Raw genomic sequence first — 24704 nt, 5'->3', positions numbered from 1 at the left:
CAATAAAACTTAGTTGTCCGGCGCATTCAGCACAGCCAGTAGCTCACTGACCATCATGGCCGTAGCACCCCAAATTTTGTAACCCTGCACCATATAATGCGGCGCATGTACCTGTTCTCCACGTATTTGGATGTCACTCGAACCGATAATATTAATATCAGAAATTTCTTCGAGTTTGATCTCAAAAATATCTTCTACCTCTCGCGCGTCGGGATAGAAGTCGGGACGGTAGGGCATCGCGGCCACTACCGGCAGCACATGGAAGTTACTCGCAGGAATGAAAAGCTCCGTTAATGCACCCAGGATTTTGACATCCGTCAGCCGAAGACCGATCTCTTCCTGCGCCTCCCGCAAGGCAGTGCGGATTAGGTTCTCATCGCTCAGCTCATAACGCCCGCCAGGGAATGCGACCTGCCCGCTATGCACGCCGTCATAGGCTGGCCGGAGGATCAGCGGGAAGTAAATTTGGTTCTGGTAGGGATAAAAAAGGATGAGAACGGCACTTTTGCGTGTGCGGGCATTGGGTTTGAAAGTCAGTCGAAGCCGGGAGGAAGCCTGCATCACCTGGTGGGCCGTCTCACCAGGTAGCGGATACTTCAATTTTTGGGTTAATTGTTCGGTAAAAGAGGAAAATGATTCCAATGGGGCCATGTTGGCTGAGGTGTTGAAGAGTTAGGTGGCAGAACATTACGCCTAAGTTAACGTACGAAACCTAAATCTTTGCGTAGTTGAGCACTCTTTTGAAGTCGAAAAAGCTTTCGAGGCTCAAATCTTCTCGAACTTGGCAGTTCCGTCTGCATTCCTGACATGAATATGGATGGTAGATGTTCCAGGCTATAGATGAAAAACTTCATGCCGAACATTCTGAAAATTTCAGGCATAACAAGTGTGTGATAGTTGTTGCAATCAATGTATGCAAATATAACAATTACTTACGTCGATTGTAACCGTCTAGGCCGGCGCTCCGGCATACAGCTTCGCAAGCTGCTCTGCGCATCTTTCGCCGTCCATGGCTGCCGACATAATGCCGCCTGCGTATCCCGCACCTTCGCCGCAAGGGAACAAACCTTTGATTTCAGGGTGCTCGCAGCTTTCACGCTCACGGGGGATGCGGATGGGGGAGGAAGTGCGGCTTTCGACGCCGATCAGCTGGGCATCGCCGGAGAGGTAACCGCGCATTTTACGGCCAAAATCCGACAATGCATCGCGCAACGGGAATGCAATATGGCCGGGAAGCACGTCGTATAAATCGACGGATTGCAGACCGGGCTGATAAGAAGTGTCACGCAGGTGGGCGGAGGTACGGGCTTTAATAAAATCAACCGCCAGTTGCGCCGGCGCAGTTTGTGTGGCTCCTCCGAGTTTGCAAGCGGCTTGTTCCAGTTCGCGTTGAAGTTGCAAGCCTGCCATCGGGCCGTAATCTTTGTAGGGTGCAAGATCCGCTTCCTCGATGGTTACGACCATGCCCGAGTTGGCATAGGGCGAGTCGCGGCGCGAGGGCGACATGCCATTTACGACCACCTCGCCGGGCGCAGTGGCCGCCGGTACAATGAACCCGCCCGGACACATGCAGAACGAGAAAACACCCCGTTGTACGCCTTTATAGTGGGTCTGCGTCACCAGGCTGTAAGACGCCGCCGGCAAATACGGGCCGCGATCGGTTTCACAGTGATATTGGATTTTATCGATCGTATTTTGCGGATGTTCGATCCGGACGCCCATTGCGAACGACTTACTTTCGATAAGGATGTTTTTAGCATGCAGCAGTTCGTAAATATCCCTGGCCGAATGGCCTGTGGCCAATATGACGCCGATGCCTGTATGTTCATCTTTGTCATTGGTAACCACACCGGTAATGCGGTTATCGCTGACAATGAGGTCGGTGACTTTGGTGTCAAAATGAATTTCCCCACCTGCTTTCAAAATGCTTTCGCGCATTTCGGAAACGACAACCGGCAGCTTGTTGGTGCCGATATGCGGGTGCGTGTCAATTAATATCTGCTCGCTGGCGCTGTGTGCGACGAATATTTCCAGCACCCTGCGAATATCGCCGCGTTTGTTGGACCGGGTGTAAAGTTTGCCGTCCGAATAAGTTCCGGCGCCACCTTCCCCGAAGCAATAGTTCGATTCCGGATTGACATGATGTTCCTTATTAATAGCCGCCAGATCGCGCCGCCTGGTACGCACATCTTTTCCTCTTTCAAACAAAACAGGCTTGATACCCAGCTCGATCAGTCGCAATGCGGCAAACATACCGGCCGGTCCGCAACCGACGACCAATGCCTGGGGGCGCTTGCTCACATCCGGGTACACAATACGTGTGCCTGCCAAGGCGGGTGGGGCTTCTCCGGTGTAAACTTCGGCTTGAACATTAATTTTTACCTGCCGACTACGGGCATCTATCGATTGGCGTGTCTTACGAATAAACGGGTTGTCGCTTTCGCGCAGGCGGAGTTTCTGAATTACGAATCGACGGAAATTGTCGTCGTCCAGCGCGATTTCCGGCGCCAATGTCAGTTGAAGCGTATGATGCATATGATGGAAAGGCATTTATCCTTTAATGCCGCAAAGGTACGCATACTTTCACAGCAGACAATTTCTGAACGCAGATGACCACTTTTGATGATTCCAGACAACAGATCACGATCTCCGCCCCCCTGACAATTCCCGCTCGCCGGGTAACAAACCACCCGATTTTCCTTTTATGCAGGACGACGATCAAGCAAACTTCCAAACCCGTGTAACCATGTCGCAAAACCGCCGCCAATTCCTGAACACGCTGGCTGTTTCCGCCGGGGCCGCAGTGCTTTCCGAAGCTGCCCGTGCCGGGCAAAATGCCGCTGCGCTGCCGTTATCGTGCAACCAATATTCGTGGATCACCTTCTATGCCCGCGATGGCAAAGATTGGGGCAAAGACCCGGACGCGTCACTCGCGGAATTTGCCCAGACGGGCCTGAAAGCCTATGAGCCCGCATTTAACAACGCCGACGAGGTGCCGAAACTGTTTCCGGTACTCAAAAAATACCGGCTCGCGATGCCCTCCGTGTACGTCAATACCTCATTGCACGAAGCAGGGGAAGCGTCCAAATCGATCGGGTCTGTGCTGGCGATCGCGGATGCACTCAAACCTGCGGATACGAAAATCATCGTGACAAACCCTAATCCTATTCAATGGGGAAGTGACAAGAACAAATCCGACGAACAACTGACCGAGCAGGCGAAAAACCTTGATAAGCTCGGTGCGGAGTTGAAAAAGCGTGGGATCACCCTCGCATATCACACGCACGACGTGGAGCTGCGCGCAGCCGCACGGGAGTTTCATCATATGCTGCTAGCCACCGACCCCAAGAACGTATCGCTATGCCTCGACGTGCATTGGATTTACCGCGGTTCCGGCAATTCGCAGGTGGCATTGTTTGATATTGTGAAATTGTACGGCAAACGCATTGCCGAGCTGCATTTACGGCAATCGAAAGATGGTATCTGGCAGGAGACGTTCACGGAAGGGGATATCGACTATCCAAGATTGGTGCAGGCGCTCGACGGCCTGGGCGTAAAACCGCATCTGGTTTTGGAGCAATGCCTAGAAAAAACTTCGCCGAAGACGATGGACGGCGTGCAGGCGCATAAGGAGGATTTGGTTTATGTGAAGAAGGTGTTTGGGGGATAGGTTCAGGCAGCCATACAATTTTTTATAAGGAGAATATTTCAGAAATTGTAAATATTCAGCCTTTGGATAGCAAGGCGAAACCCTATCAAGTTAAGCAGGTCAGGGCAATTATTTTAGAATACAAACTTTTCAGCTATGAACAGTAAGTATGAATTGATTATGTATTGGAGCGAGGAGGATCGGTCTTTTCTTGTTGAAGTCCCCGAGCTTCCGGGATGTATGGCTGATGGCGCAACACAGAGCGAGGCGCTAGCCAATGTGCAAACAGCGATCGACGAATGCCTTACAACGGCAAAAGAGTTAGGTCGAGAGATCCCAAAAGCCAAAGGCAAGCTCATGCACGCCTGACTCATTTCCAATGACCCAGACCGATTTTTTCAGCATCTCCGACCTTCTGACCGAAGAGCAGCGCCTCATTCAGCAGGCTGTGCGAGACTTTTCTGATCGGGAAATCAAGCCCGTTATCGAAGATTTTGCCCAGCGAGCAGCGTTTCCATTGTATTTAATACCAAAATTTGGTGAGCTGGGCGTATTTGGCCCCACTATTCCGGCAGAATATGGCGGGGGTGGACTGGATTATACCAGTTACGGTTTGATGTGCCAGGAGATCGAACGAGGCGATTCAGGCATGCGGTCGACGGTTTCAGTACAGAGCTCGCTGGTGATGTGGCCGATTTACGCATTTGGTTCGGAGGAACAGAAGCGGAAATATTTGCCGAAGCTGGCTTCGGGCGAATGGTTAGGCTGTTTCGGATTGACCGAACCTGATCATGGCTCGAATCCCGGCGGGATGATGACGCATTTGGCCAAAACGGATAGCGGTTATGTACTTAATGGCTCCAAAATGTGGATTTCCAATGCGCCTTTCGCGCACGTAGGTGTGGTGTGGGCGCGGAATGAAGAGGGTAGGGTGCAAGGCGTGATCGTCGAGCGGGGAATGGAAGGTTTTTCAACCCCGGAAATCCATAACAAATGGTCGCTACGCGCGAGTGCGACGGGCGAGCTGGTTTTTGACCATGTATCGATTCCCGAATCGCATATTCTCCCCGGCGCCATCGGCCTGAAAGCCGCATTGCAATGCCTCGACAAAGCGCGGTATGGCATCGCCTGGGGTGCTGTCGGGGCGGCTATCGACTGCTATGAAACAGCAGTGAAGTATGCCGTTGAACGCATTCAGTTTGACAAACCCATTGCCGCATTCCAGTTGACACAGAAAAAATTGGCCGAAATGCTGACGGAAATTACCAAAGCGCAGTTGCTTGCATGGCGCCTTGGCCAGCTTATGGACGCAGGCAATGCAACGACCGTACAGATTTCAATGGCTAAAAGAAATAATGTGGCAATGGCGCTGAACATAGCCCGTGAAGCCCGGCAAATCCTCGGCGCCATGGGCATCACAGGTGAATACCCCATTATGCGGCATATGATGAACCTCGAATCGGTGATCACGTACGAGGGAACGCACGATATTCATTTGCTGATCTTGGGGGCAGAAATTACGGGGATTGGGGCGTTTAAGTGACGTTCTTCTTGACCGCCGACGGCTGACGGCATAGCCGCAAGCTTCTTCTGCAAATCCTTACTCGTTTCCCGTGAGCCGTCCGGCGACCATCCAGGTGCCTTGAGGAGGTATTTTAGCTTTGTTTTAAAATCCACCGGTTGTTTGAAGTCTTCCCCGATAGCCTTCCATTCGTGGAAAACGGTTTGGCTGAGGCCCTGTTGTTCTGTCGACTTGGTGAGGCCGTAACGGGGTGGCTCGGTGGGCAGCTCTTCCTGAAAGGTGCCAAAAATATGGTCCCAAATGATCAGGCACATCCCCATGTTTTTATCGAGATACCGGACGTTGCTTGCGTGGTGTACGCGGTGGTGCGAGGGGGTTACGAAAATGTATTCCAGCCAGCCGAGCTTGCCCACATATTCGGTATGCACGATAATGCCGTAAATCTGCGTGATGGAGTACATGACGATAATATCAGCCGGATTGAAACCGACTAACGTAAGCGGAATGAAGTAGATGAAACGGTAGAGCGGCTGGAAAACCGACGACCGAAAGCCGGTAGTGAGGTTGAAGTGCTCCGACGAATGGTGCGTCACGTGCACGGCCCAGAACAAACGGCAATGGTGGTCCACATAATGTAATGTGTAAAACGCGAGATCCTCGGCGAGGAACAACGCGAGCCAGTACATTGCGGGATTTGAGATCGGTTCCACGAAAGAGAAATTGTAAAACCAGATCAATACGCTTATATAGGCGGCGCGGAAAAGCAGATCGATCCCTCCGTTGAGCAGCATGAGGGCTGCATTCGTGAACGTATCCCTGAACGAATAGGCCGGACGTTCGGCCAGCTCCCCGTGTGGTGTTTTGTGTGTTAAAAAGATCTCAAGACCGATCAGACATATATAAAACGGCGTCGACAGTTTTAAAATGAGGTCCTCAAAATCATAAGTGCCGGGCATAGCAATTTCTTCAAATAGTAAACAAAGATAGTTGAGAAGAGAACTGTAAAATTTCACCCTCCTATTTCTAAGATTTTTCTAATAGAACTGGCAGGTTACTTATTAGACATTCATTTGACAGGAAACCCCCATTGAAGGTTCAGATTTTCCCGGGTTTACGTTCTTTAAATATTATAAGTAACCAAAAATGATTAGTTAATCATTCTTTTTAAGGCTTTTCTGAGCTCTTCGTTCTTGTGCCGTTTTTGCAGGATTACCGGCGCGGCAATGCGCTCCCGGCAATCGAACAGTGAACAGCGTTCGCAGGTCTGGTTTACTTCGCGGGATGTCAGGGCCGGATCGTCGAGAAATGCAAGCTTCTCCCGCGTCTGCTCGTCGAGATAAATACCCATCGACACGCTCACGTTCAGGTTAGGGGCCGGCGACATCGGCTGCGCGAAACTCACTACCAGATACTGGTCCTGCGTATCGATGTACGTCGATTTTTGCGCTTTGCAGAGGATGCGGGGCGGCTGTTTAGCCTGAATAATCTCGCCCAGATCGTTCAGGATCGTGAGGGCAACCCAGCGGCGGCAGTAATGCTCATCGCGGACGGTGTGCGGGTAATGCTTCCTGGAAATGTGCATTTCCTTGGTCATATGGAAGATATTCTGCCCGACGAAGTTGTTGAAACGCGAAAAGAAGATCTGGTTAATGCCGAAGTAGCGCGGCAGGATATTGCTGAGCCGGTAACAGAATGACTCCGGGGTGGTATTGAAATCGTGGATAAGCTGGATCAGTTTATCGGGCTGCCAGGTTGTTTGCGCAAAAAAATCGGCAATGGCTGGTACCAGCAGGCTTCTTTTAATAATGATCGCGCTGCCGAAATAGGAAGCTTTGAAGTTGTTCAAAAGCTGCTCAAACGACTCTGCTTCCACCAGCGCTGTCGTATGTAGCCTGTTTTTCAGGTTGAGATACAAGTATCCGATCTCACGCCCGTAGATAAATGCACGCTGGACGGAGGATAAATGTGCATTTATCAGAAGCCGTGTACCGTTTGCATTGGTGATCGTCAGCGAACGCACGGTGGCAAACTCGGGATTTGTACGCTCGTTGATAGGCTCGATCGTGTAATGGTACTGCTCTTTCAGAATGCTTTCAAGCTGCTGTTCGTCGAGCAGCCGGGCCGGTTCTACATGATGCTCCGTCAGAAAACGCTCCGCTTCGAGTTCGATGTCTTCGAAATAGTTGTCGTGCATTTCCTGGTAAGTCCGCAGTGCCGAGAAATAGAACTTCTCGATCGACATATTGTAATTCCGCGCGATCTCAATGAGGGTTCCCACGAATGCGCTGATTTTGGTAGGCGCGTCGGAGAGGATTTCAAGCAGATTTGCGGGGTCTATTCCAAACAGTTCGAGCGGGAGCTCCGTCAGTACATTTGAGCTGAGCAGGTCGGAAATCGGTTCCAGCCGCTTGCTCAGTTTTAACGAAACGAGCGTATCATAATCGACATCCATGGCGCCTGCTAATGCAAGGATCTTATCGGATTTCGGGTATTTTTTCCCCTTTTCAATTTCATTGATATAGGAGATCGACAACCCCGATTTCTGGGAAAGTTCGCTGAGCGACATCCCCTTGTCGAGCCGGAGCTGTTTGAGTTTGAGTCCGAAAACCAGTCTTACATTATCTTGATTAATAGCCACAGTGCTGATATATGAGCCTGATTTTGTGCGATTTTGCTTACAGGCAATTTAACGAATGAAACACAAAAGTAGAAATAGCCTTGTATTCGGCATCCATGCATTACAAAAAAACGGGACCGTTCACACAGATCGGCATCGTTGCGAGGAGGTGCACCTTAAGGCGCCCGCATGTCATCGCGACCTAATAATATGGCGGACAACCTTAATCCGACCAAAAAACGCTATTTTTGCGGTTTATTTGCGAGAACAGAAAATAAACAAAAGCTTTACCTTCTGATAATCAGGATGCTGGGCGGATATGCACACCGGTAGCCCGGTAAAAACATAACAACTAACACGATATGAGTGAGTACAGTCATCGGGAAATAGAAAAAAAATGGCAGGATTACTGGCAGCAGAACGGCACATTCAGCGTGTCGAACGAGTCGGACCTGCCTAAGTATTATGTGTTGGACATGTTTCCCTACCCCTCGGGTGCGGGGCTGCATGTGGGCCACCCGCTGGGGTACATCGCCTCGGACATCTATTCCCGCTACAAAAGGCTGAAAGGCTTCAATGTGCTGCATCCGATGGGTTTCGACAGCTTCGGCTTGCCCGCCGAGCAATATGCGATTCAGACCGGCCAGCACCCGGCCATCACGACGGAGCAGAACATTACCCGTTACATCGAGCAGTTGAAAAACCTCGGGTTGAGCTACGATTGGAGCCGTGAAGTGCGGACTTCCGACCCGGGCTATTACAAATGGACGCAGTGGATTTTTTCCGAACTGTTCAATAGCTGGTACAACAATGACACCGACAAGGCAGAGCCCATCGAAACGCTGACTGCGAAGTTTGCGCAGGGAGGTAATGCGAAAGTGAATGCGCCGGCCGACGAGGATACCCCTGCATTCACCGCCGAAGAGTGGAATGGATGGTCGGAAGAGGCAAAATATAAAATGACATTGAAATACCGCCTGACCTACGTGGCCGACGCCACCGTAAACTGGTGCCCCGGCCTGGGATCGGTATTGTCGAACGACGAGGTGAAAGACGGTGTTTCGGAGCGCGGCGGCTTCCCCGTAATCCAGAAACTGATGCGCCAATGGATGATGCGTATTACCGCATATGCCCAACGGTTGATCGACGGGCTGGATACCGTGGATTGGACGGAGTCATTGAAAGAACAGCAACGCAACTGGATCGGACGGTCTGTTGGAGCGTTGGTCAAATTTCAAGTTTGGGATGAAAGGGAGGATGGAGGAAAGGGACAAGGGAATACTCCTTCCTCCCCTTCCTCCCTTTCTCCCTACATCGAAGTATTCACAACTCGTGTCGATACGATCTACGGTGTAACGTTCATGGTGATTGCACCTGAGCATGAACTGGTGGATGTGATTACGACGGCGGAACAGCGCGGGGAAATCGACGCGTACATTGCGATGACGCAGAAGAAATCGGAGCGCGACCGGATGTCGGACGTCAAAACCGTTTCGGGCGCATTCACGGGCGCCTATGTGCTCAATCCGTTCAGCGGGGAGAAAGTGCCGGTTTACATTGCGGATTACGTTTTGGCCGGCTACGGAACCGGTGCGGTGATGGCAGTGCCATCCGGCGACCAGCGCGACTGGAACTTCGCGAAGCATTTCAACTTGCCCATTATCCCGATCCTCGACGCGCAAAAAGAGACTGAAACCCAGGCCGACGCAACGAAGGACGGGAAATATATCAATTCAGGTATTATCAATGGGTTGACTTACAAAGAAGCAACCCAAAAGTTGATCGATTCGCTGGAAGAAAGAGAGATAGGGAAAGGGAAGATCAATTATCGCCTGCGCGACGCGGTGTTCAGCCGCCAGCGTTACTGGGGCGAGCCGGTGCCTGTTTATTACAAAAACGACAGCGAAGGCCAGCCGGTACCTTATTTGCTTGACTTGAACGAATTGCCTTTGAATTTGCCGGAAGTCGATAAATACCTGCCGACGGAAAACGGCGAGCCTCCTCTGGGCCGTGCGCAAGGCTGGGAACACGGCTCTGGCAACGGCTATGAGCTAAGCACCATGCCGGGATGGGCGGGCAGCAGCTGGTACTGGTACCGCTACATGGACCCAAAAAACGAAAATGAGTTCGCGTCGAAAGAAGCGATCGGTTACTGGAAAGACGTGGATTTGTACATCGGCGGGACCGAACATGCGACGGGCCACTTGCTGTACAGCCGTTTCTGGAATAAATTCATGAAAGACCGGGGCTTTGTCCAGGAGGAGGAGCCTTTTAAGAAGCTGATCAACCAGGGGATGATCCAGGGACGCAGCAATTTTGTGTATCGGGTTAAAGGAGATGATTATAGCAGGCCGGTATTTGTAAGCGCAGGTTTGAAATCCCAATACGAAGTTTCTGCATTACACGTGGATGTCAATATCGTTGAAAACGACGTGCTCGATGTGGAGAAATTCAAGGCTACCCGCCATGATATTTCCGGGGAGAATGCGGAATTCATCCTCGAAGATGGGAAATATATCTGCGGTGTGGAAGTGGAGAAAATGTCTAAATCCAAGTTCAACGTTGTGAACCCGGACGACATCGTGGAGCGCTATGGAGCCGATACCCTGCGTTTGTACGAAATGTTCCTCGGCCCGTTGGATCAGGCGAAGCCCTGGAATACCAACGGTATCGACGGCACCTACCGTTTTATCCGCAAGCTGTGGCGTTTGTTCTATACCGAAACCGGTCAGTGGCAGGTCAAAGACGTTCCTGCCAAGCCGGAGGAGTTGAAAACGCTGCATAAGACGATCAAGAAGATTGGCGAGGATATCGAAAACTTCTCGTTCAATACGGCAGTAAGTGCATTTATGGTGTGTGTGAATGAACTGGGCGGCCAGAAGTGCCAGAGCAAAGAAGTGCTGGAACAACTGGTAATCCTGCTTTCGCCCTACGCGCCGCACATTTCGGAAGAATTGTGGGCGGCGCTGGGTAACGAGGCCGGATTGGTTTCCAAAGCGGCGTTCCCCGTGTTCGAAGCGAAATATGTGCAGGAATCGGTATTCGAATATCCGGTACAGATCAATGGGAAGGTCCGCGCTTCGCTGACATTCCCGTTGGATACGCCGCCGGCCGAAATCGAGAAAGAGGTTTTGGCGGATGCAGCGGTTCAGAAATGGATGGAAGGCAAGCCGGCCAAGAAAGTAGTCGTAGTGCCGAAGCGGATCGTGAACGTAGTGATCTGATTTGGCATTGAAATACAAAATAAAATGGCCAGCCCGGTGTCGGAGCTGGCCATTTTGCTTACTGGATAGGGCTGGTTACTTGACGGAAATCTGGCGTTCGGTGCGGATCTCGGTTACTTCAAAATCCTTTTCGGCTTTCTGACCATTAGCAGAAACCTCGATCGTGTAAGTGCCGGCGGGCAATTCTTTCACATTGAAGGTTTTTCTGAACTTGGCAGTATTACGGTCGATCGTTTCGCGATACATGACCTCTCCGCTTTTGTTGCTGATCAGCACCACTGCCCGATTGTCGGTGTATTTGTCAACATTGACGTGGATTTTTCCACTGTTCGAAGCGAAAATACCGGTTCCGAATGCGGCTGCTTTTTTGCTTTCCTTGTCGTCTGCGAAAGAGTTGAAAGCGAAGGTGGCAGCGATTACCATTGTCATTGCGATGGATTTAATTGAAGGTTTCATGGCTATGTTGTTTTAAAGATGGCTAATAATTCCGTTTTGTTGATTCAAATATATGGGCAATACTAGGTACTATGTAATGCAAAGTACATGAATGGTAACCAGGGAAAATGAGTGGCGGTATGTCGGGAATAACGATCTTTCTTAATTTTGCAGGGTATGACAAAAAAGAAAACCCGCTCCTCGGGAAGTAAAGTAAATTATCTGAAACCCCTCCCGGCAAAGGGCTGGGCCATTATCGGGGCTATTGTGATCGTAATTGGCGGGCTGATCTGGTGGAACGACAGGACGGACGAAAACCAATGGGAGTTCATCAGCAAGTTCGGCATTAAACTGCCATTACGCTACAAAGTGCATGGTATCGACGTTTCTCACCATAACGCGAAGATCAATTGGGATAAACTCAAAAGCGCCCGCTCCGAAAATGTGGGGATTGATTTTGTCTATATCAAAGCCACCGAAGGCGCAACACACCTCGATACGCAGTTTAAGCGAAACTGGGCCGAAGCAAAAAGGGTCGGGATGAAGCGTGGCGCCTACCATTTCTATAACCCGCGCGTGATGTCCGACCGCCAGGTAGACAACTTCATCGGCCAGGTAAGAATGGAAGCGGGTGACCTGCCGCCTGTGCTCGATCTGGAAGTGAATGGCGGCAAGCCGGACGACATCATCATTAAAGGTGTCCGCAACTGGCTAACGCTCATAGAGGCGCACTACGGGGTGAAACCCATTATTTACGTAAATGAGCATTATTATAAAAAATACATTTCCGGCAACTTCGACGAATACCCGCTCTGGTTAGCAGGCTACTCGCGCACGCACCTGAACGATCTCGCGTCCGACGCGCACGTGTTGTTTTGGCAGCATAGCGAAAAAGGCTGGGTAGACGGGATCCGCGGTTTTGTGGATTACAATGTATTCCTGCACGAGCGTACCGATTGGGAAAATTTGGCGGATGCGGAGTAATTTCGCTATCTCAATGCGTAGTAAAAACCGGATAATCAGGTAGGTATAACTACGCTGAAAGCCAGGTGTGTGAGGTGTTACTTTTGGTTAACATCAAACTCAATACACATATGAAAACCTTTCGATTGTTTCTCTACGCGTTGTTGGCAGTCTCGTTATTTACCTCGTGCAAAACAACGGCCATCCTAACCGCGAAGTTTGAAAGTGAAACCGTCGGGTCCTTACCGACGAAAGATATCCCCGGCGACCCTTCTGGTGACGCCATTGAATATAGCACGGAACTTCAACCGCGTATAAAAGTCAGCAACTCGGCAACGGCCAGCCAGAAATCGCTTACTTTCACGGAGATCAACACGCCCGGACTTACCGCCCATAATCAGTTCCTGTCATTTAAAGGTATTTCTACCGATTTTACCCAGACCCTGTGGTTTATGTTCACGGCCACGCATTCGGGCTCGGGCGAGCGCATGCTCATTGACGTTACCGATGGCTCTGCGGGGATGATCACGCGAATGTTTATTACTGAGACGGGGCAGTTGAGTATGATGACGAATTTTTCCGGGGGAGAGCAGGTGTTGGGCAACATTCCCACCGGTGTTTCGCATACCATTATCGTAACGCTCAATCTAAGCAGCAAGAAATTCAATCTGACGGTGTTGAAATCGGGCGGGAATATCACGCTTACCGACCGGCCCGTATTGATAGACAACGTGCTGGCATATGCCAACCCCGCGCGGCCGTCGTTACATTTCAGATGGGATGATGGCGCTTCCGCTACGAGGAAATATGTGCTGGAAGAGGTTCTTATTACCCGTAAGAAACCGGATATGTAAAAGAAAAGCCGGGAAGCTTATCAATGGCTTCCCGGCTTTCTATATTAAACCAGCGGCTCCTGCTGGCTCAGGCAATGGAAGCTGCCCTGTCCCCAGATGATCTCCGTCGCCAAAAGCGGAATGATTTGCCTGCCATTAAATGCTTTTTCCAGTATATCGATCGCAATCTGGTCGTGCGGGTTGTTGAATACCGGCACGATAACGCCTGCATTGCAAATCAAAAAGTTGGCATAGGAGCCAGGCGTGCGGAAATCGTCGATAATGACGGCTTTCGGCATAGGCAGCTCGATAATGTTCGGTTGCTTTCCGTTCAGCAAACGCATTTCCTTCAGCATTTGCAGGTTGGTATTCAAAACCGCAAAGTTTTCATCATTACGGTCGGTTTCGACGCAGGCCACGATGGTATCTTCATTTACAAAACGCGTCGTATCGTCGATATGCCCGTCGGTATCGTCGCCGACAATGCCGTCTTCCACCCACAAAACCTGCTCGATACCGTAGTAATCGCACAGTAGCTGTTCGATCTGGTCCTGGTTCAAATGCGGGTTACGGTTGGGGTTCAGCAGGCATGATTTGCTCGTTAACAGGCTTCCCGCTCCGTTAAATTCCACCGAACCGCCTTCCATGATAATGCCCGGGTTTACGACCGGCAGGTTCAGGTATTCGGCCACCGCGCGTGGCGTCCGGTTATCGTCGTCATACGGCGGATATTTGCCGCCCCAGGCATTATGCCCCCAGTCGACGATCATTTTTTCGCCGGTTTCAGGTTTTACCACAAAAGAAGGACCGTGATCGCGGCACCAGGCGTCGTTGGTGGGTTTTACTATAAATTCGATTTTAGCAAGATCAATCCCCGTTTTCACTAGCTCGCCAGTGATGAATTGCTTCAATGCTTCGTCGTTGGCGATTATCCCTACATTTTCTCCCTGGCTGATCGCCTTGATGAATGCCAGGTATTGCGGCCGCATTTTGGACAGCTTATCTCCTTGCCACGATGCGTCGTTATGCGGGAAAGTAAGCCAGGTGGCGCGGTGCGGTGCCCATTCGGCCGGAAATGTAAAACCCAATTCGCGGGGTGTTGATGAAGCGGTATTTGCCTTCACGGAATATGCAATGTATTTGTTCTGCTCAAAAATGAAGTGCAAAGGTCGTAAAAGGTTTCGAAGCAGACCAAAAAAATAAAGCCCCGAGAACGAGGCTTTACCGGATTGTTGAGCAAATAATAAGATCAGTTGTTGGCAACCATCACATTATCGACGAGGTAAGTGCCGTCCACCGTTTCGAGGTTGTAGGCTTTACTCACCCGCCTCGCATTCTGTTGGACCGCGCCCACTTTCCAGGACGACACGATACCCGTGGACGGTTCATAATGGTAAAGAATATCCTTTTTCGACAGCTTTTTCATCCGTTTTCTTCCATGATTGGTTTGAACCAGGTGGTACGGCGTTGCTTCGAGCAACAAAGCGGGTACGATCGGTGAGCCGGAGGTCGCATTACCTTCCGCCGGGCGCAAATACACGGCTGTCAATGGTGAAGTCGGCTGGTTGAAAACATCGATCTGCCTCACCTGCGTGCTGGTCGTTTTGCCGTCTTTGCACGTCTTTACATGCTCACCCACGCGTACATCGGCGATGGATTTGAGACTGCCGTCGGCCATTGTCACCGGCGCATTGGCCGAGAAATACTTACACCGCTTGGTACTCTTCGAAATCCGGATCGTAGCCTGCGACTGAATGCTGCTGACGGACGCGATCTCGGTTTGGGCAACGACTGTAAGTGACAGGAGTGAAAAAATACTGGTGGTCAGGACCTTCATATGGGTTGGATTATGACGATGCCTTGGACATTTTTACGAATACCTTGCTGAGCACATTCGGTACCGCGCCGAGGCAAATCAGCACCAGGCCGGCGGTTATGAGTGTGGAAGTATGCGCGAAAAACGAACCCGAAGACAAAATCGCTAAAATTAATATCGTTGAGAATGGTAATGAGAATGCAAGTAACAACACGGCCAGTTCCAGATCAAATGTTCTTTTCTCCTTCGGCATAGCCTTGGCATCTTCCCGCAGGTTGAACGCGGAAATGTGGGCGAGGGGCCAGAAACTGGCGGCGCTCAGGGGAATCACGATCGAAAGCAACACCATGTTCTGGTCGTTGATGTTCAGGACGTAGATCATCCCCGCGCTGATGAGCATCGTAATGCCCGCGCGGAAGAACAGTATACTTGCAACGATACGCTTCTTCCCTTCTTTTAGTTGCACGGCCAGGCCGATGAAGAGCAATACGAGCGGCGTCATCATAGCGCTGGTTTTATCAAAAATATCTACGATGACCGGCGGCAGCGAGCTGTAATTGATGCCCAGGCTCAGCAGGATGATGGCGACGAAAATAAGCAGGTTGATCGGCTCCTGGAACATGCTGGCAAAGAGGCTTTTCAGTTTTCCGCCCATTTTGGTCTCCTTGTCGTCGCTGTTTTTGAGAAACATATTCATCGCCAGAATGTAAAGCGAAATGAGTACGAAAAACTTGTTACCCACATCTGCCAATGCCGCGATAGCGAGGCTTTTTTCACCCAAAAACTCCGCGATGAATGGAAAACACGACAAACCCGGCGCCAAGGAAGGAATGAGCATCATCAATGTGCGACCGGTAGGGCTGTTTTTTTCTATCCCAAATAGCGCGAATGCAAGCGGTGCGGAAAAGAACATCAGGAAGTTGAAAACAAGTGTAACGAGCGGGATGACGAACATCGACGAATCGATGTCGATCTTCATTAAAGAGATAAATATCGTTGAGGGCAGCGCCACGGAGAGGATAATCTCCTTGATGCCATTGGTTTGGTCTTTATTCTTGAATTTGCTTTTGAGCAACAATCCCAAAGCAATTAATAATAACAGCGTAATGGTTTTTTGTAATGCGTCACTCATGGTTGGGAATATTTAATGAGTAATAGGAGTGTATCGAAGATTAAAGAGGAGTGTTGCTTTCGCGATGATGTTGTAACGAGGTATTGTAGTAACAGGAGTGAAATGCGGTAAGGACTGTCTTCGACTTCGCTCAGACTGACAGAAGCAAAATGTCATCCTGAGCGCATTCGCACTGTCACACTGAGCGAAGTCACATTGTCACACTGAGCGAAGTCGAAGTGTTATGTTGAGCGAAGTCGCATTGTCACACTGAGCGAAGTCGAAGTGCGAGGCGATGACGCAACTATCCTTCGACTTCGTTCAGGATGACATGAACGTTATGCATTCAAAGGCTTAACTCAGCGCGCTTAATGCGCCCACAAACGCCTTCATCTCGTCCATGGTACCGATACTAACCCGGCACCATGGTTTGCTCTGGATGTCGAACGAGCGTACGGCGATTCCCTTGGCGGTCATTTTGCCGAGTAGTTCCTTGCCCGGAATGCTGATCGGGAAGAGCACGAAGTTGGTGTATGACGGGATGTATTTGTAACCCATCTTGTCGAGGTTTTCGTAGAGGTAAGTTTTTGCCTCGTGGTTCAGCTTGCGGGTGTTGCCCTGGAAGTCTTTGTCGTCGAGGCTGGCAGATGCCGCGAAGATCGACGTGTAGGAAATACCCATTCCACCGCGGGTGATTTTGTTGATGCCTTCGAGGAACTCAGGCTGCGCGGCAATGTAACCTACGCGGATACCGGCCATTCCCATGATTTTCGAGAAAGTACGGGCGATGATTACGTTTTTCTTCTGTGCCAGAAGCGAAACCATGCTTTGCGTATCGGCGCCTACCGCGAGCTCGATGTAAGCTTCGTCCACAAATACCGGTACTTTTTCGGAAACGCGTGAGCAGAAGTCGAGCAGGTCCTGGCCTTTGGTAATAGCGCCGGTCGGGTTGTTTGGGTTACAAACATAAACGAGTTTGGTATCCTTATCGATGGCTGCTTCCATCGCTTTCAGGTCGTGCGACCAGTCTGCCGTACAGGGAACGGGCTTCCAGGTAGCACCTACCGATTTCGCCACGCTCACGAGCGACATATAGCAGGGGTCAGCCGAAACGATATTGCCACCTTTCATGAAAGTTACCAATGCCACTTTTTCGAGCAAATCGGAAGAGCCGGGGCCCATCATAATGTGGTCTGCGGTAACGCCTTCTTTCTTGGCAATTTTATCGATGAGGTCGTACATTTCTTTCCATGCGTAACGGTTACCGTTTTTCACGGACTCCGCTACTGCCTTCTGGGCCGACATGGGCGGGCCGTAAGGGTTTTCATTGGCACTGAGTTTGGCAATGATCTTGGGCGCTTTGAAATCAGCCGGCAAGAAATGCTCTCTCACCATTGGGCTGCGGTAAATACGGCTTTCAGGATCCATTGCCAACGGGGTGTTTTCGAATGCGCCAGCAGTAAGGTGTGGGGCTACGGCGATGCCGCCTAATGCCATTAAACCGGATTTTAACAAGTTCCGACGGTCAATTTTTTGATTCATTGTTCAAGTGTTTAAGTACGTGACGATTAATATTCAGGAGTGAAAACCTTATTTCAATTTACAAATAATGTAGCCAATGTAAATGGCTATGTGGCTTGTTTGTCAATTAGTTAGCTTGTACTTGCGAGAATCGCGTAAATGCAATTCCCTTGTGGCTGCCCGACCAGGATATTTTGATGATGCTGCCGGCTTTTGGTGCGGTTACGCCGAGGTCCGCCCAGGTTTTGTCGAGCTTGACCACTCCCTGTGCATCGGAACTAACCTCGCCCAGAACCGCGCCTGTGCGCAGGGTGATTTTAATGGCCAAATTCGGAACGGGAATGGAGTCGATGCCTTTGGTATGATCCAGAATATTGGTCTTGTCGAGTTCCAGTAACCTTGCCGAAAGTGTCAGTTTTTCAGCGGTGGCGGCATAGGCCACGGTCGGTTCGCTGGCAATGGGAGCCCCGAAAGGTGCTCCTACGATGTCCACCAACACCGGAGCCACATCGCGGTCGAGAAACGGATCTTCTTCTTTGCAGGACACAAACCCGAGCGACAATGCGAGTAGCAGGCAAGCAGAAGGGAAAAGCGATTTGATATTTTTCATAATCTTCGAAGTCTTGGAATTGGGAATAAACCGTTATTTCTCAGCCCACCACAGTTTGGTTTTCATGTCGTCGGCACCGCCGTTGAGTTTCACACCGTCGCCTACTGCGGCAGCATTCAGGGAATACTCGGACGCCGGGTAGTTGAAGCGTGTAGGGAGCGTTCCTCCATTGTTCAGCACTGCGCGCGGATCGGGTGCGGGGAATACCGGAAAGCCCGTTCTGCGCCATTCGATCCATGCTTCCACACCTTGTCCGAAGAGCGAGATCCATTTTTGTTCGAGGACTTTTTCCTTGCTTACCGGTCCTGCTTTGGTCATGTAGTCGGCAGGCGGCGTGAGGCCGTATTGCGCGAAAGAGGCGGTAATGCCGGTTTCGAAATACTTTTTGGCGTCGCCGGTAATATCGCCGTCGATAACCGCTTCGGCCAGGACGAAGTTGAGATCGGCGTAGGTCATGATCACTTCGGGCGCGGCCGCGTCGGTAAATGCTTTTCCGATGGTCGAGCTTGTTGCGAGATAGCCGGTAGCAATGGCGTCGGGCAGACCGTTGGCGTGGCCCTGATACAGGCCATCTTTGTTAGGGTTGGCATACACGGTAATGCGGGTGTCGCCCAATGCATTCATTTTGTCGGCCAGTGTCTTGCTGATGTTCCAGTCGGTACGGCCGCCCTGGATCAGGATCTGGTTCCATTCGTTGTTGCTCGGGAGCACAGTCGTGCATTTCAGCGAGGCATTATCGGCATTACTGCTGAAAATCGGGAACTTGGTCGCGTCGCCGAGGATTTCGGTGAAGATCGCCTTCGATTCGGCCGGTTTCTTGGCAGCCTGGCGGTTGGCAAGGCGCAGGCGGAGAGAGTTGGCGAATTTCTTCCATTTGAGAATGTCGCCTGAATACAAAATGTCCCCCGCGATAGCCGGACCGCCAACCGATAGCTTTTCGTTCGCCGTTTTCAGGTCATTCAGCAGGCCGGCATAAATGGTTTCCATCGAATCGTATTTCGGTGTGTAAACCGGCGTCCCCGCCGTGCCTTTGATGGCGTCGGTGTAAGGAATGGAGCCGTACATGTCCACGAGCAGCGAGAATACCCAGGTACGCATGACCAGCGCGACTCCTTCATAATTAGCGTTAGGTGAAGCGGATTCCGCATTGGTTTGGTTGATAATCCGCTGGAAGTTCAGCAGGCCATCGTTGAAAAAGCCTTTCCAGTTGTTGGACAGCAATGCGGGAGAAACGGTGTAGTCGTCGCCTTCGTTGCTGTAAATGTTGCGGGTAAGATGCTGCACGTATAGTTCGGCTGCATCGATATTGATGCGCTCGAAGCGGTCGCGGTGGCCCCAGTAGCGGTCAATGGAGGTTTCGATGCCGGTAGGGAGCAGGTACTGCGGGCCGATGGCCGTAGGGCTGTTCGGGCTCACGTTCATGCTGTCGAAATCCTTGGTGCAGCTGGTGATGCTCAATGCGCCTGCCAGGGCTGTCATCCAGATGTTTTTATGGGTTAAAATGCTTTTCATCTCGAAGTGATTTTAGGTCTTCAAATAATTTGGACAGGATCAGAACGACAGCGACAGGTTGGCACCAATGCTGCGGGAGCTAGGCAGCTCGCCATAACCGAATCCTTGCTGGTTTCCACCTTTCGCATCGATCTCCGGATCGATATGCGGGGTGTTTTTGAAGATCATCCAAACGTTCCGGCCCACGAGCGATATCTTGGCCGACTGGATTTTTACCTTTTTCAAAAGCGAAGGGGCAAATGTGTAGCCAAGCGATACTTCACGCAGTTTCACATAGCTCGCATCGAAAATCGCCGACTCGTGGTAGTTACGGGGGTTGGAATAGCCATAAAGCTGATTGGCAGTGACAATAATGTCGTTAGGAATGTACGATTTCGATCCATCGGCAGCCGTCACTTCACGTACTCCCTGACCGATCACACCTTCCTCGCGGCCCAATGCGGTTTCGGCATACTGGCCTGTCCAGCGGGCGGTTCCGGTGCCTTCGTCATAAATGTCGCCACCCATGCGAACGTCCACCAATGCGCTCAGCGACCAGCCCTTGTAATTCAGTGTGTTCAGCATACCACCGATCCAGTCGGGCTGGATGTTACCCAATTTTTGTCCTGCGGCTGTCAATGGCAAACCATTTGCGCCGTAAACCACTTGTCCATTGTATTTCTGGAAACCTACGCCGTAGAATGTGCCGTAAGGCTGGCCTACACGTGCCTCCGACGACATACCACGTTGTGTTGCCAGCGTGTAGGTGGTGAGCCCTTCCGCGAGTTCAACCACTTTGTTGCGATTACGCGCCCAGTTGAGCGACACATCCCAGCTGAAACCGCCGGGCAGCTTCACGGGTGTTCCGCTGATCGAAATTTCGATCCCTTTGTTGGTGATCTTTCCTGCATTCAGGATACGGGTATTGTAGCCGCTGGCTTTCGAGATTTCTACACCGAGGATCTGGTCTTTGGTAGTCTGGCTGTAATAAGTCACATCCAAACCAATTTTGCCTTTCAAAAAGCGCAAGTCAGCACCCAATTCGAGGCCGGTTGTAATCTCCGGTTTCAGGCCGCTGTTGGCGATCTGGATGTTTTCAGAGAATTTCGGAACGGCACCATTCCATGAACCGCTGGCGAGGTAGGTCTGCGCGAGCTGGTAAGGCGTGGCATCGTTACCCACCTGAGCATAGCTGGCGCGGACTTTGCCGAATGTGAATACATTACTTTTCACATCGAACAACTCTGTCAGTACCGCGCTCAATGAGGCGGATGGGTAGAAGTACGAGCGTGCATTGGCAGGCAGCGTGCTCGACCAGTCGTTGCGGGCGGTCAGGTCAAGGAACAATGCGTCTTTCCAGGACAGATTAGCCGTTCCGAACAAGCTCTGCGTTTCCGATTTGCGGATCTCCGATTCGATCGTGTTCTGGCTCGGAACCGAGTTTCCGGCATTGTAGAGGCCATCCACCACGAGCTCGCCTACATAGAAATAGTTTCTTTTGTAATAATTAGTCCTTTTAATGCCTCCCACCTGTACATTCAATCCAAAATCGGGTGAGATATTCTTGTTGTAGGTCAACATGAAATCCGAGTTCGTTTCCTGGCTGCGGAGTACTTCTTCTGAATAGCGGCCCGGTGTGCGCACGCCGTTGCGGACGCGCAGGAAATTGGACACATTAATGCGGGTATCCGACCAGAAATCGGTTCCGCTTCGGATCATCAGGCTCAGCGAAGGCAATATTTTGTAGTTCAACGCGATGTTGCCCAACAGGCGGTCTTTCTCGTTGCTCTGAGGCAATTTCTTTTGCGAGAAATAGGGGTTGGTAAAGAAAGTATGCTGCCAGTTAGGTGGGTCGGTGTCGTTGCCTCGCTGGTTGTGAACACCCATATAGCTCTCATAGTCGCGTAACTGCGCCCACGAAACGTGCCGGTGCGACCAGATGAACTCCTGTCCGCTGCCGTAGCTCTTGTTGTCGGAGCCCGATTTGATATACTCGCCCGAAAGCGTAATGCTCAGGTTTTTGGTCAGGTTGTAGCCCGAGTTAATGCGGAAATTATTACGATGGAAATCATTGTAATACATAATGCCCGTCTGATCCACGCGGCTCAGGCCGAGGCGAAAGTAACCTTTATCATTACCACCATTGAGCGCAATGCTATTCGTAGTAGTACGACCGGTATTCCAGTACTCGTCCCAGTTGTTGGGCTGAGGAGTCAGTGGTGCAACATCGTCACCCGTCCACCACTGTCTCACCAGGCGCCCGTCCATCGGAGCTCCCCAGCTTTCGTCGGTTCCCTCTGATCCCACCAGAGGATATCTTGCGTCGTAAACGGCGCGGTATTGCGCAATTTCTGCCGGATCGGTGATGTTACCGCTCCATCCGTCGGTATACCAGGTGCGGTAGCCATTACCCCCACCATAAGTGTTCTGAAAGTTCGGTTTGATCCACGGACGTTCGAAAGTGATGTTGGAGTTGATATCCACACCAAGTCCTTTCGTACCCTGGCCGTTTTTAGTAGTAATCAAAATAACGCCGTTGGCAGCTCGCGAGCCGTACAATGCAGCCGCGTTTGGCCCTTTGAGAACGGACATTTCCTTGATATTGTCGGGGTTGATCTCCGAAATACCACCACCCCACGTTTTGCTTGCAGTCTGTTCCATAGGTACACCGTCGATAACGATCAGCGGCTGGTTATTGCCCGAAACGGACGACGCCCCGCGGATCTGGATGGTTGAGCCACTGCCCGGGCCGCCGTTCGACTGAACGCGTACCCCGGCTATTTTACCCGAAAGTGCATTGGCTACGTTCGTTGAACGCGACTCGGTCAATGCGCTTCCTTTCACTTCCTGTACTGTATATCCCAACGCCTTTTTCTCGCGCTCGATACCGAATGCGGTTACGACCACCTCGGCAAGCTGTCGCGTGTCGGCGTCCAGTTTGATGTCGAATTTGGATTGGTTTCCGATCGGCATTTCTTTGATCAGGAAACCTACATATGAGATGACGAGCGTGCCGTCACCTGGAACCGAAAAGCTGAAATTACCGTCAGCATCGGCATTTGTACCTACATTGGTGCCTTTGTAAATGATTGACGCGCCTGCAAGTCCAAGACCATCTTCGGCTGCCGTTACCTTGCCGGACAGTTGCCGCACTTGTGCGAGAACGACCGGAGAACACAGACAAGCCCATATAAATAAGAGTAGAACTTTACGCATGGGGGAATCAGAGTTAAATTGTTAGGTATTCGGTGGTAGTAGGAGGAGAAAAAGTTATGGCTGTGTGGCGTCCACACTTCCGTGCGCCGCACACACTTTCGCGTGGACAGAACAACACAGCCATAAGCTTGCAACACTGCTTTTCCGGAAAGCAATACCCTCTTTAATCGAGGACAAACAGTTCGAATAGTTTCAGCAAGGCCATAAAAAAGCCAGACGTCGACAAGCGGTGTTTGTCCACGGTATTAAGCAACCTGTATTAAAAAAATTATATTGTGTTGGAGCGTAACTTGCCCGGCGTCCATGTTTCGGCTCATCCGGTTTTCTGCAAGGCCCTCTCAACACGGTCAGATATATTCATGTGCGGCTGGAATATATCATCGGTTCAGAAGTTCTGTCATTCGTTTAATGACTTTTCAAATATACTGACAATGTCAAATAATGCAAGAGATTAGATTTAAAAATTGAAGTTTTTTGCAATAAAAATTGGTGATTTAAAATCAATACAGACTATTATTGTAATAATTCGATAAATAGTTTTACTAATCCGATTTTTAACCCTTCCTACTAATTTTATAGATTAATGCCCTAATTTTCTGCTCGTAATTGTCTTAAATATAGATGTTTATCGAATTGTGATACTTATAAAATTGTAACATCTGGTTACCGGGGCATTATTCGTGCACCGGGGTATGCAAACGTGTGCATTAACGAAAAAGAGCGCCCTGTTGCCGGGGCGCTCTTTTTGCGAGTATTAAAATAGTTATATTCCTACATCAGGACTAGTCTATAAACCGCTTCAAGATCGGGCGGTAGGAATCCACGCGGCGGTCGCGCAGGAAGGGCCAGGTAGTGCGGTAGAAATCGAGCTTTTCGAGATCCAGTTCTTCCACGTGCGTCACTTCGCCTTCGTGTGGGGCCAGGTAAAGCAGCCTTCCCTGCGGGTTAGCGATGAACGATCCGCCCCAGAACTGCTGGTCGGCTTCGCGGCCGACGCGGTTCACGGACACCACGTACACACCATTTGCGACGGCATGCCCGCGCTGCACGGTTTGCCAGGCGCCGTATTGCTCTTCATTGATAATGGGATCGGTTTCGTTCACATCCCAGCCGATGGCAGTAGGATAGAAGAGAATTTCCGCGCCCATGAGACTGGTAATGCGGGCCGCTTCAGGGTACCATTGGTCCCAGCAGATCAGCACGCCGATTTTGGCAAATTTGGTATTGAAGATCCGGTAGCCGTCTGTGTCCTGCTCGGATACGGGAGCGTCGCCGGGGGTAAAGTAGAATTTTTCATAGTAACCCGGGTCGTCGGGAATGTGCATTTTGCGGTATTTGCCCAGGTAAGCGCCGTCCGCGTCGAGTACGGCGGTGGTGTTGTGGTACAAGCCATGCGCCCGTTTTTCGAACAGCGAGGCGATGATCACCACGCCTAACTCTTTCGCCAATGCACCCAGCGACTCAGTAGAAGGACCCGGAATAGCCTCGGCCAGGCTGAAATTGCTATGGTCTTCGACATCGCAGAAATAGAGCGATTTGAACAGCTCTTGCAGACAGATGATATTTGCGCCCTTTTGCGCAGCCTCGCGGATTTTTTCGGTAGCCTTCTGAAAGTTAGCATCAACGTCCGAAGTGCAACTCATTTGCACCAGACCAATGTTTACTTTTTTTGCCATTTTGGATGTTTGTGTGGATG

19 protein-coding genes are annotated in these 24704 nt (G+C 50.8%); 6 read left to right on the top strand and 13 right to left on the bottom strand.

Going from position 1 to position 24704, the window contains the following annotated elements; all coding sequences use genetic code 11:
- Positions 1 to 9: 9 nt before the first annotated feature.
- Positions 10 to 651: an NUDIX hydrolase gene (locus ACTJJJ_RS22710; protein ID WP_188935901.1), complete on the bottom strand. Its 642-nt coding sequence runs from the start codon at positions 649 to 651 to the stop codon at positions 10 to 12.
- Positions 652 to 951: 300 nt separating this feature from the next.
- A complete protein-coding gene (locus tag ACTJJJ_RS22705) occupies positions 952 to 2535 on the bottom strand; it encodes an NAD(P)/FAD-dependent oxidoreductase (RefSeq protein ID WP_440703113.1) in 1584 nt (527 codons plus the stop codon).
- A gap of 211 nt (positions 2536 to 2746) precedes the next feature.
- Between ACTJJJ_RS22705 and ACTJJJ_RS22700 the strand changes: the two genes are divergently transcribed.
- The 3 genes from ACTJJJ_RS22700 to ACTJJJ_RS22690 all read left to right on the top strand — a co-directional run bounded on the left by ACTJJJ_RS22700 (position 2747) and on the right by ACTJJJ_RS22690 (position 5192).
- Positions 2747 to 3670, top strand: a complete 924-nt coding sequence (locus tag ACTJJJ_RS22700; protein ID WP_440703112.1) for a sugar phosphate isomerase/epimerase family protein — start codon at positions 2747 to 2749, stop codon at positions 3668 to 3670.
- Positions 3671 to 3805: 135 nt separating this feature from the next.
- Positions 3806 to 4018 carry a type II toxin-antitoxin system HicB family antitoxin gene (locus ACTJJJ_RS22695; RefSeq protein ID WP_440703111.1) on the top strand — a complete coding sequence of 71 codons (213 nt, stop codon included), beginning with the start codon at positions 3806 to 3808 and terminating at the stop codon, positions 4016 to 4018.
- A 10-nt stretch (positions 4019 to 4028) separates the two neighbouring features.
- Positions 4029 to 5192: an acyl-CoA dehydrogenase family protein gene (locus tag ACTJJJ_RS22690; RefSeq protein ID WP_426291646.1), complete on the top strand. Its 1164-nt coding sequence runs from the start codon at positions 4029 to 4031 to the stop codon at positions 5190 to 5192.
- Here ACTJJJ_RS22690 and ACTJJJ_RS22685 read toward each other — a convergent pair.
- The gene (locus ACTJJJ_RS22685) at positions 5141 to 6184 is read right to left on the bottom strand and encodes a sterol desaturase family protein (protein ID WP_440703110.1); all 1044 of its coding nucleotides are present in this window, start codon (positions 6182 to 6184) and stop codon (positions 5141 to 5143) included. The genes ACTJJJ_RS22690 and ACTJJJ_RS22685 overlap by 52 nt on opposite strands.
- 134 nt (positions 6185 to 6318) lie before the next feature.
- Positions 6319 to 7809 carry a helix-turn-helix domain-containing protein gene (locus ACTJJJ_RS22680; RefSeq protein ID WP_440703109.1) on the bottom strand — a complete coding sequence of 497 codons (1491 nt, stop codon included), beginning with the start codon at positions 7807 to 7809 and terminating at the stop codon, positions 6319 to 6321.
- Positions 7810 to 8150: 341 nt separating this feature from the next.
- Between ACTJJJ_RS22680 and leuS the strand changes: the two genes are divergently transcribed.
- Positions 8151 to 11012 carry a leucine--tRNA ligase gene (gene leuS, locus ACTJJJ_RS22675; protein ID WP_440703108.1) on the top strand — a complete coding sequence of 954 codons (2862 nt, stop codon included), beginning with the start codon at positions 8151 to 8153 and terminating at the stop codon, positions 11010 to 11012.
- Between the two features lie 75 nt (positions 11013 to 11087).
- On the opposite strand, the gene ACTJJJ_RS22670 is transcribed toward leuS, so the two are convergent.
- A complete protein-coding gene (locus ACTJJJ_RS22670) occupies positions 11088 to 11468 on the bottom strand; it encodes a hypothetical protein (RefSeq protein ID WP_229222835.1) in 381 nt (126 codons plus the stop codon).
- A gap of 156 nt (positions 11469 to 11624) precedes the next feature.
- On the opposite strand from ACTJJJ_RS22670, the gene ACTJJJ_RS22665 reads away from it, so the two are divergent.
- Both ACTJJJ_RS22665 and ACTJJJ_RS22660 read left to right on the top strand, forming a co-directional pair.
- The gene (locus ACTJJJ_RS22665) at positions 11625 to 12431 is read left to right on the top strand and encodes a glycoside hydrolase family 25 protein (protein WP_440703107.1); all 807 of its coding nucleotides are present in this window, start codon (positions 11625 to 11627) and stop codon (positions 12429 to 12431) included.
- Positions 12432 to 12541: 110 nt separating this feature from the next.
- Entirely contained in the window at positions 12542 to 13264 is a 723-nt protein-coding gene (locus ACTJJJ_RS22660) for a hypothetical protein (RefSeq protein WP_440703106.1), read from the top strand.
- A 44-nt stretch (positions 13265 to 13308) separates the two neighbouring features.
- Here ACTJJJ_RS22660 and ACTJJJ_RS22655 read toward each other — a convergent pair whose 3' ends face one another.
- From ACTJJJ_RS22655 to ACTJJJ_RS22620, 8 genes are all read right to left on the bottom strand, one after another.
- Positions 13309 to 14367, bottom strand: a complete 1059-nt coding sequence (locus tag ACTJJJ_RS22655) for an agmatine deiminase family protein (RefSeq protein WP_440703480.1) — start codon at positions 14365 to 14367, stop codon at positions 13309 to 13311.
- A gap of 125 nt (positions 14368 to 14492) precedes the next feature.
- Positions 14493 to 15080, bottom strand: coding sequence for a hypothetical protein (locus tag ACTJJJ_RS22650; RefSeq protein WP_188935885.1), 588 nt, complete (start codon positions 15078 to 15080; stop codon positions 14493 to 14495).
- Positions 15081 to 15090: 10 nt separating this feature from the next.
- Positions 15091 to 16191, bottom strand: coding sequence for a hypothetical protein (locus ACTJJJ_RS22645; RefSeq protein WP_188935883.1), 1101 nt, complete (start codon positions 16189 to 16191; stop codon positions 15091 to 15093).
- A gap of 333 nt (positions 16192 to 16524) precedes the next feature.
- Positions 16525 to 17712 (bottom strand): pyridoxal phosphate-dependent aminotransferase, encoded by a 1188-nt coding sequence (locus ACTJJJ_RS22640; RefSeq protein ID WP_188935881.1) that lies wholly within the window; start codon positions 17710 to 17712, stop codon positions 16525 to 16527.
- A 106-nt stretch (positions 17713 to 17818) separates the two neighbouring features.
- Positions 17819 to 18301: a hypothetical protein gene (locus ACTJJJ_RS22635; protein WP_188935879.1), complete on the bottom strand. Its 483-nt coding sequence runs from the start codon at positions 18299 to 18301 to the stop codon at positions 17819 to 17821.
- A gap of 33 nt (positions 18302 to 18334) precedes the next feature.
- Entirely contained in the window at positions 18335 to 19813 is a 1479-nt protein-coding gene (locus ACTJJJ_RS22630) for a SusD/RagB family nutrient-binding outer membrane lipoprotein (protein WP_426291640.1), read from the bottom strand.
- Positions 19814 to 19852: 39 nt separating this feature from the next.
- Positions 19853 to 23008, bottom strand: coding sequence for a SusC/RagA family TonB-linked outer membrane protein (locus tag ACTJJJ_RS22625; RefSeq protein ID WP_440703105.1), 3156 nt, complete (start codon positions 23006 to 23008; stop codon positions 19853 to 19855).
- Positions 23009 to 23790: 782 nt separating this feature from the next.
- Positions 23791 to 24684 carry a carbon-nitrogen hydrolase gene (locus ACTJJJ_RS22620; RefSeq protein WP_440703104.1) on the bottom strand — a complete coding sequence of 298 codons (894 nt, stop codon included), beginning with the start codon at positions 24682 to 24684 and terminating at the stop codon, positions 23791 to 23793.
- Positions 24685 to 24704: the final 20 nt, after the last annotated feature.

Origin of the sequence: Dyadobacter sp. 22481, from assembly GCF_052044875.1 — a bacterium.
Taxonomy (GTDB): Bacteria; Bacteroidota; Bacteroidia; order Cytophagales; family Spirosomataceae; genus Dyadobacter; species Dyadobacter endophyticus.
Note: the sequence above shows the minus strand (reverse complement) of the source record. Positions and strands in the feature narration are given on the sequence as shown.